Raw genomic sequence first — 7,556 nt, 5'->3', positions numbered from 1 at the left:
ATGACGGGGGCGCCCCGGGCCGGGGCGGGGCCCCCCCCCCGCCCCCCCCCGGGGGGTGGGCCCCCCACCCCTACCCTGTTACGGGTTCCCCCTCGGAATCCCCTTTTTGTTCCCTCCGGCTTGCGCCTCGCCAATACTGACGCGCCGGTTCCCGGACCCGTTCCGTGCGCCGCGTCACTTACTCATCGGTAGGGCAGAATTTCCGCGGCGACCCGTTCCAGGACGTTCAGCCGGCCCGCGTAGACGCCGTCCGGGCGGGGCCAGTGGCAGACGACGTCGGTGAAGCCGAGTTCCCGCGCGCGGCCCATCGCGTCGCCGAAGCAGTCCACGCTGGACAGGGAGAACACCGGCGCGGAGTCGAGGCTGAGGTACCGGTCGACCGGGCGCTCACCGGTGATGTCGTCGAACGTTCTGGCCAGTTCCGCGACGCCCGACCACCAGGCGTCGAGGTCGTCGGCGGGCTTGCCGGTGGTGACCCAGCCCTCACCGAACCGGGCGGCCAGACGCATCGTGCGCGGGCCGTTGGCGGCGATCACGAACGGCAGCCGGGGGTGCTGGACGCAGCCGGGCGCGGACCGGGCGTCGACCGCGCGGTAGTGCTCGCCGTGGATCGTGGTGCGTTCGTTGGTGAGCAGCGCGTCGAGCTGGGTGACGAACTCGCCGAAGCGCTCCACCCTCGGCCCGGGCGCCAGCGGCTCGCCGCCGAGCACGTGGTTGTCGTAGCCCGCCGGGGTGCCGGCGCCGACACCCAGGATCATCCGGCCGTTGGACACGTCGTCGAGCGCGAGCAGGCTGCGGGCGAACGGCACCGGGTGCCGGAAGTTCGGCGAGGCGACCAGCGTGCCCAGCCGGATCCGCCTGGTCACCATGGCCGCCGCGGTCAGCGTCGGCACCGCGTCGAACCACGGGCCGTCGACCAGCGACCGCCAGCCGATGTGGTCGTAGGTCCAGGCGTGGTCGAAGCCGTAGGTCTCGGCGGCCCGCCACTTCGGCTCGGCGAGCAGCCACCGGTACTCGGGGAGGATCACGATGCCGACGCGCACCCGATCCACGCTAGCCGATCAGTACGGCCGGTACCCCATCGGCGGCGGCTGCTGTGGATAACCATGTGGATAACCGTGCTGGGCGAGTTTGCGCTGGTAGTCGCGCATCGCCCGGCGGGTGTGCGGGAGCAGTACGACGACCGTCGCGGCGGTCCACAGCAGCCACGAGACCACGACCATGGCGATCACCTCGCCGGCGTCGTGGCTGAGCAGCCAGATGATCCCGTAGATGTAGTACAGCACGGTGATCGCGCCGACGAACGCCAGGACCCAGCGCACCCACTCCATCCGGGTGAACAGGAGCAGCGCGAACGTGATCGTCGTGCACGCCACGCTCATCGTGAAGGAGATCGCGAAGTCCCGGTTGCCGGTCAGGTCGCCGCTGAACGCGAGGCCGATCAGCGCGGCCATGAGGTCCGGGTTGTCCGAGGAGTCGCCGCTCATCCCGACGATCGCGGTCACCAGGGCGAGGATGCCGGCGAGGAGGAACAGCCCGGCCGCGAGGTAGGCGGGCGCGGTCCCCGGGCCCGCCGGCCGGTACGGACCGTACCCGGGTTGCGACGGGTAGTAACCCGGCTGTGGTGGGTAACTCACAGAACGCACCGTAGTGTGAACCGGCCCGGTACGGGCAGGAATGATGGCGGCGTGGACAGACCCGATCTGGTGGCCTCGGACGTGGACGGCACCCTGCTCGACCCGATGGAGCGGATCACCCCGCGCACCGAACGGGCGATCGCCAAGGTGACCGGCTCAGACGTGCCGTTCGTGCTGGTCAGCGGCCGGCCGCCGCGCTGGATCCCGTCGGTCGCCGACGCCGCAGGCCTGACCGGGTACGCGGTGTGCGCGAACGGCGCGACCGTGTACGACATCGGCGCCGATCGGGTGATCTCGTCGACCGACCTCGACCCGGTGCGCCTGCACGACGTCGCCGACGCCGTGCGGCGGGTGCTGCCCGACGTGCGGCTGGCGGCCGAGCGGGTCGCCGACGGGTTGGCGCCGTTCGTCACCGAGGCCGGCTTCCGCAACCCGTGGGGCAACCCGATGGGCGAGCTGGACGGCGAGACCAACGACGTCCCGGTCGCCGAGGTGCTGGGGCATCCGGCGGTGAAACTGCTGATCCGGCACGGGAAGCTGACCAGCCGACAGATGGCCGAGGCCGCCGCCGAGGTGCTGTCCGGCGCGGGGATCGAGATCACCTACTCGACGAACCGGGGCCTGATCGAGCTCTCCGCGGCCGGCGTGACCAAGGCGTCCGGCCTGGCCGAGGTGTGCGACCTGCTGTCCGTGCGGCCCGAACGCGTGGTCGCGTTCGGCGACATGCCCAACGACCTGCCGATGCTCCGCTGGGTAGGACACGGCGTCGCCATGGCCAACGCCAACGACGACGTCCTGGCCGCCGCCGACGAGGTCACCGCCCCCAACTCCGACGACGGCGTCGCCCAGGTCCTCGAACGCTGGTTCTGAAAGCTCTGAAGGTCACCTTCAGGGCATTGCGGGAGCGCGGGGGCGTGGCAGGGTGGGAGCATGGAGCGGACGCTGGTCGTCGTGCGGCATGCGAAGTCGGACTGGGACGTCGGAGTGGAGGACCACGACCGGCCGTTGAACGAGCGGGGGCGGCGGGACGCGCCCGCGCTGGGCGCGTGGCTGCGGGACAACGTCGACGGGATCGGGCTCGTGGTCTGCTCGTCGGCGGCTCGGGCGCGGCAGACCTGGCGGCTGGCCTCGGCCGCGTTGGAGCCGGCGCCGCCGGTTCGGTACGAGCAGCGGGTCTACGCCGCCGAGCCGAGCGCGCTGATGTCGGTGCTCGACGAGGTGGCCGACGACGTCGGCACCACCGCGCTGGTCGGGCACAACCCCGGGCTAACCGAGCTGGTCGAGGAGGTGTCCGGGCAGGCGGTGGAGCTGACGACGTCGGCCGTCGCGGTGTTGCGGTGGGACGGGGCCTGGGCGGACGTCTGGGCCCGGCGGGCCACGCTGGTCGCCCAGGCCACGCCCCGGGGCTGAAAAGGGGCCGGCTAGGAGGCGTCCTTACCCGCTGCTCGCAGCGCGATCGGCGCGCCGGCCAGGTCCTCCTCGTTGCAGAGCAGCTTGACGTCGTAGTAGGGGGCGTCGCCGCCGTCGTCGTAGTCGAGGTGGATGGCGATCACGTCGACCGGTTCGCCGAGCCAGTCCTGGGTCCGGCGCAGCCACGCGCCGGCCCGTTCGAGGGCGGTCGGGAGGTCGTCGTCGCGGAACTCGACCGGGCGATAAGGGACGCCGTAGACCTGATCCTCCTGGTGGGAGGGTCGGGGGAGGTCGGGGGAGACCCCGGCGTCGTCCAGGTCGAGTGCGATTGATCGGGGCTGTTGACTGGCGAGCTCGCTCACCCTTACGAGCGTCCACCAGCACCCGTTTGCCCGCAACCCTTCTATCGCGCGGAGTGGCTTCGGTGTGGTTGACTGTGTCCTGGTCGTGATTTCTTGAGTTCGTGATAGATCACGCTCGCAAGAGGTTGTTGCGGGCGCGCGGGTTAGCTCCAGGTTGAGTCGCCGTCTGGAACCGGCCAAGGTCGTCGCAACCGCGGCGGCCGGCAATACGCTGTTCAGGAGAACGTAGTGGCACAGGGAACTGTGAAGTGGTTCAACTCCGAGAAGGGCTTTGGCTTCATCGCGCCGGACGACGGCAGCGCTGACGTCTTCGTCCACTACTCGGAGATTCAGGGCAACGGCTTCCGCAGCCTGGACGAGAACCAGCGCGTGGAGTTCGAGATCGGCCAGGGCCAGAAGGGCCCGCAGGCGACCGGCGTGCGCGGCATCTGATCTCGTACACCTGCTTCACTAGAGAGGGCCACCAGGGCGTCCGCCCAGGTGGCCCTCTCCGCGTCTACTGGCCGTAGACCTTCCGCCACGACTCGACCGAGGTCAGCTCCGGCATCGCCGCCTTGTACTGCTCGGCCAGCTTCGGCCACTCCTGGGACAGCCGCCGCCAGTTCTGCGCGACCTTGGTCGCCAGCTCGCGGAACACCTTCGGGTCACGCCGCCGGAACGCCACCCCGCTGCCGTCGGCGTTGGACACCGTGGCCGAGTCGAGGTTGCCGAGCAGGAACCACAGCGCGTTGTTGGCCGGGATGTTCACCTGCGGCCGCTCGGTGGTCCCCGGGTCGGGGGCCCGCAGGTTGTGCACGATCGCCTTGCCGGCCCGCAGCGCGACCTTCGCCGGGTGCACCGGCGGGCGCAGCATCTCCTCGGCCCGCACCATGTCCATCGTCGGCGGCGGGAACTCCCTGGCCGACGGCTGGAACTGGGCGTCGGTGTACTGCTTGCGCAGCGCCTGCACGTCGGCCAGGCCGGACGAGAGGGACTCGAACAGCCGGTCCGGGCCGGCCATGAAGTCCTCGACGGCCTTCATCTCCAGCGCGAGCGTCGAGTACTCCATCGACATCAGCCTGCGGAACGCCACCCGCGCGCCCTGCGCGACCAGCGTCTTGCGCATGTCGTACGGGCTGTGCAGGGCGGCCATGATCAGCCGGTTCCGCAGGTGGAAGTAGACCGTCCAGTCCTTGGTGTCGTTCTTGTCGGTCCACGGCTCGTGCCAGACCGCCGAGCCGGGCAGCGTGACCGTCGGGATGTCCTTCGCCAGCGCGCGCAGCGAGTACTCCGCGTCGTCGCACTTGATGAACAGCGGCAGCGGCAGCCCGACCTTCTCCACGACCTCGCGCGGGAACAGGCACATCCACCAGCCGTTGTAGGTGGCGTCGATGCGCCGGTGCAGCGCCCGGGTCTCGCGCAGCGAGTGGGCGCCGAAGTCGTGGTTGACCACCGCGCCAGGCGCCTTGCGCCAGACGCACGCGGCCAGGTCGACGACCTCGCCCATGGTGTGCAGCCGGGACCTGGCCTGCAGGTTCAGCATCTGGCTGCCGACGATCACCGGCTTGGCCGCGGCGCGGGCGAACATGTTGGAGCGAAGGATCGAGTCCGGCTCCAGCGCGATGTCGTCGTCGAGCAGCAGGATCTGGTCGACGGTGCCCGGCTGGGTGTGCTCGATGGACTCGTACAGCGCCCGGGTGAAGCCGCCGGAGCCGCCGAGGTTGCCCTGCTCGATGACCTCGAGCCGCTCCCCCAGCACCTTCTTGGCGTCGGCGAACTTCTCGTGCTCGCGGATCTTGCGGGTGCCCTGGTCGGCGACGAAGACCTTGCTGACGATGTCCAGCACGGCCGGGTCCTCGCCGAGCGCGAGCAGCGACGCCACGCAGTCGTCGAGCCGGTTGAACGTGGTGATGCCGACCGCGATCTTCTTCTTCGGCAGCGCCTCGTCGGCCAGCCAGACCGCCTCGCGGACGGTCATCGGCACGTTCTCGGTGAACACGTCGAACCACAGCCAGCCGCCGTCCTCGAACGGCGTCAGGGTGAGCCTGAACTCCAGCACCTGCCACTCGTTCTCGGCGTGCACCGGGGTGCCCTTGAGGTGGATGATGTCGCCGTTCGGCTTGGACCGGTACACCTCGACCCGGCCGGCGCCGCGCACGGTCAGCCGCAGGGTCACGTCCTGGATGGTGGTCCAGCGCTTCCAGTAGCTCGCCGGGAAGGCGTTGAAGTAGGAGGCGAACGACACCCTGGCCGACGCCGGCACCTCGACCTCGCGACGGGCGGCGACGTGGCTGTGCACGTTCTCCGGCTCGTCGAGGTAGAGCGGGCGCACGTCGAGCGGGTCGGTGTCCCTCGGCAGGATCACCCGCTGCAGCACGCGGTCGGCGTCTGGGCTGGCGGGTTTCCTGCTCGCCTGCTGGGCCACTGTTCTGCTCCTCCTGGGGGTCCGGCTACGCGCTGCGGTCGGCGACTAGAACAAACTCGTTGTACAGGAACACCTTGCCCGCGGGCCGGGGCAGCGGGAACGACTGCCGGCGGGTCCTGGTGAAACCGAGCTGGTGGGCGACGTCGGTGAGCGCGTCGAAGTCGGCGAACTCGACGTGCGTGCTGTCGCTGCGGTAGCCGCGCTCCTGCGGGCAGATCAGCACCAGGCGCGCGTCCGGCGCCAGGTAGTCCAGGTAGCCCTGGAGGATCTTGATCGCGTCCGCGTGCGGCATGTGTTCGACCAGGTGCGCGGCCAGCATCCCGCCGAACCGGCCGGGCTTGGCGTACTCGGACTCGCCGAACTCCTCGGTGGTGAACGCGGTCAGCCCGTTGCTCCGGCAGAGCGCGACCGAGTGCGGGTTGTGGTCCACGCCGACGCCGCGCGGGGCGAGGTGGGACAGGCACCGGCCGATGCCGCAGCCGACGTCGAGCACCTCGCGGTCGCCGAAGAGCCGCCGGATGTTCCACCGGTAGGGCCGCTGCACGTCGAGCACCCGCTTCCACAGCGGTGTCCCGAGCCGCTGGAGCCGTTCGGTGTACTCCTCGCCCTCGGTGGAATCCAGGGAAGCCATGCGTCGTCCTCGCCGATCGGTCTTCATGGGGTGGAACGCTGGGGGCGCCGGCCGTGTCGTTCCCGACCGTGCTGATGTCGGCATGGTAACGGTCGGCCGACCACCCCTGTGTGGCGGACCTTTTCCGGGTAGTGGAACGCTCCGCTATTGTCCACGCGGTGAACGCGAGCCAGTACACGAGTTTCGGCGCGACGCCTCCTGGTGGGGGCGGCGAGAACACGCTGGACGCCACGATCGTGCTCCCCTGCTACAACGAGCAGGAGCACGTGCTGGACGAGATCAAGCGGATCTCCGGCGCGATGGACGCCAGCGGCATGTCCTACGAACTGCTGGTCATCGACGACAAGTCGACCGACGACACGCTCAAGGTGTTGGAGGAGGCGCTGCCGCAGTTCCCGAACATGCGGCTGATGCCGTTCCGCCGCAACGGCGGCTCCGGCACGGCTCGGCGGATCGGCACCAGAGAGGCCTACGGGCGGATCGTGGTGTGGACCGACGCCGACATGACGTACCCGAACGAGCGAATTCCGGAATTCATTCAGTACTTGCACGACAATCCGGACACCGACCAGGTCGTCGGGGCACGCACCTCCGAGCAGGGCACGCACAAGTTCCTCCGGGTGCCGGCGAAGTTCGTCATCCGCAAGATCGCGGAACTGCTCGCCGGCACGAAGATCCCGGACCTGAACTCCGGCCTGCGCGCGTTCCGGCGCGACGTGTCGCTGCCCTACCTGCGGCTGCTGCCGCCCGGGTTCTCCTGCGTCACCACGATCACGATGTCGTTCCTGTCCAACCAGCACCCGGTGGACTACCTGGCCATCGACTACGCGAAGCGGGCCGGGGTGTCGAAGTTCCACTTCGTCAAGGACGCCTACCGGTACATCCTGCAGGTGCTGCGGATGGTCATGTACTTCAACCCGATCAAGGTGCTGATGCCGCTGGCGCTCACGATGTTCGTCGCGGGCGCGGCGAAGGGCATCGTGGACGTCATCCGCTACGACTTCCGGGTGACCAGCAACGCGATGCTGGTGCTGGTCACGTCGCTGATCATCGGGTCGATGGCGCTGCTGGCCGACCTGATCGTGCGGTCCAGAGACGATCGGTAGGCGGGC

9 protein-coding genes are annotated in these 7,556 nt (G+C 69.7%); 4 read left to right on the top strand and 5 right to left on the bottom strand.

Annotated elements, in window-relative coordinates:
- Window positions 1-182: 182 nt before the first annotated feature.
- Together JT362_RS26800 and JT362_RS26795 are read right to left on the bottom strand one after the other, a co-directional pair.
- A complete protein-coding gene (locus tag JT362_RS26800; RefSeq protein WP_260194550.1) occupies window positions 183-1,043 on the bottom strand; it encodes an LLM class flavin-dependent oxidoreductase in 861 nt (286 codons plus the stop codon).
- Between the two features lie 18 nt (window positions 1,044-1,061).
- Window positions 1,062-1,637: a hypothetical protein gene (locus tag JT362_RS26795; RefSeq protein WP_260194549.1), complete on the bottom strand. Its 576-nt coding sequence runs from the start codon at window positions 1,635-1,637 to the stop codon at window positions 1,062-1,064.
- A 51-nt stretch (window positions 1,638-1,688) separates the two neighbouring features.
- On the opposite strand from JT362_RS26795, the gene JT362_RS26790 reads away from it, so the two are divergent.
- Entirely contained in the window at window positions 1,689-2,507 is an 819-nt protein-coding gene (locus JT362_RS26790) for an HAD family hydrolase (RefSeq protein ID WP_260194548.1), read from the top strand.
- A 60-nt stretch (window positions 2,508-2,567) separates the two neighbouring features.
- Entirely contained in the window at window positions 2,568-3,047 is a 480-nt protein-coding gene (locus JT362_RS26785) for a SixA phosphatase family protein (RefSeq protein ID WP_260194547.1), read from the top strand.
- An 11-nt stretch (window positions 3,048-3,058) separates the two neighbouring features.
- On the opposite strand, the gene JT362_RS26780 is transcribed toward JT362_RS26785, so the two are convergent.
- The gene (locus JT362_RS26780) at window positions 3,059-3,409 is read right to left on the bottom strand and encodes a hypothetical protein (RefSeq protein WP_260194546.1); all 351 of its coding nucleotides are present in this window, start codon (window positions 3,407-3,409) and stop codon (window positions 3,059-3,061) included.
- A gap of 228 nt (window positions 3,410-3,637) precedes the next feature.
- Here JT362_RS26780 and JT362_RS26775 point away from each other — a divergent pair, with 228 nt between their 5' ends.
- Window positions 3,638-3,841: a cold-shock protein gene (locus JT362_RS26775; RefSeq protein WP_260194545.1), complete on the top strand. Its 204-nt coding sequence runs from the start codon at window positions 3,638-3,640 to the stop codon at window positions 3,839-3,841.
- A gap of 64 nt (window positions 3,842-3,905) precedes the next feature.
- On the opposite strand, the gene JT362_RS26770 is transcribed toward JT362_RS26775, so the two are convergent.
- Both JT362_RS26770 and JT362_RS26765 read right to left on the bottom strand, forming a co-directional pair.
- Window positions 3,906-5,813 carry a glycosyltransferase gene (locus JT362_RS26770; protein WP_260194544.1) on the bottom strand — a complete coding sequence of 636 codons (1,908 nt, stop codon included), beginning with the start codon at window positions 5,811-5,813 and terminating at the stop codon, window positions 3,906-3,908.
- Between the two features lie 25 nt (window positions 5,814-5,838).
- Complete coding sequence (locus JT362_RS26765; protein ID WP_260194543.1) at window positions 5,839-6,444, bottom strand: class I SAM-dependent methyltransferase; 606 nt, start codon at window positions 6,442-6,444, stop codon at window positions 5,839-5,841.
- Window positions 6,445-6,602: 158 nt separating this feature from the next.
- On the opposite strand from JT362_RS26765, the gene JT362_RS26760 reads away from it, so the two are divergent.
- Window positions 6,603-7,550 carry a glycosyltransferase family 2 protein gene (locus JT362_RS26760; protein ID WP_260194542.1) on the top strand — a complete coding sequence of 316 codons (948 nt, stop codon included), beginning with the start codon at window positions 6,603-6,605 and terminating at the stop codon, window positions 7,548-7,550.
- The last annotated feature ends 6 nt before the right edge of the window (window positions 7,551-7,556 follow it).

The sequence above is a fragment of the Actinophytocola gossypii genome, from assembly GCF_025165815.1.
In the GTDB taxonomy this organism is placed as follows: domain Bacteria; phylum Actinomycetota; class Actinomycetes; order Mycobacteriales; family Pseudonocardiaceae; genus Actinophytocola; species Actinophytocola gossypii.
The sequence above is the reverse complement of the archived record's forward strand: the minus strand, read 5'-3'. Positions and strand labels throughout refer to the sequence as shown.

Bases quoted from the DNA above. Each gene is read 5' to 3' on its own strand.
- JT362_RS26785 (WP_260194547.1), top strand. From the start codon at position 2,568: ATGGAGCGGACGCTGGTCGTCGTGCGGCATGCGAAGTCGGACTGGGAC.
- JT362_RS26765 (WP_260194543.1), bottom strand. From the start codon at position 6,444: ATGGCTTCCCTGGATTCCACCGAGGGCGAGGAGTACACCGAACGGCTC.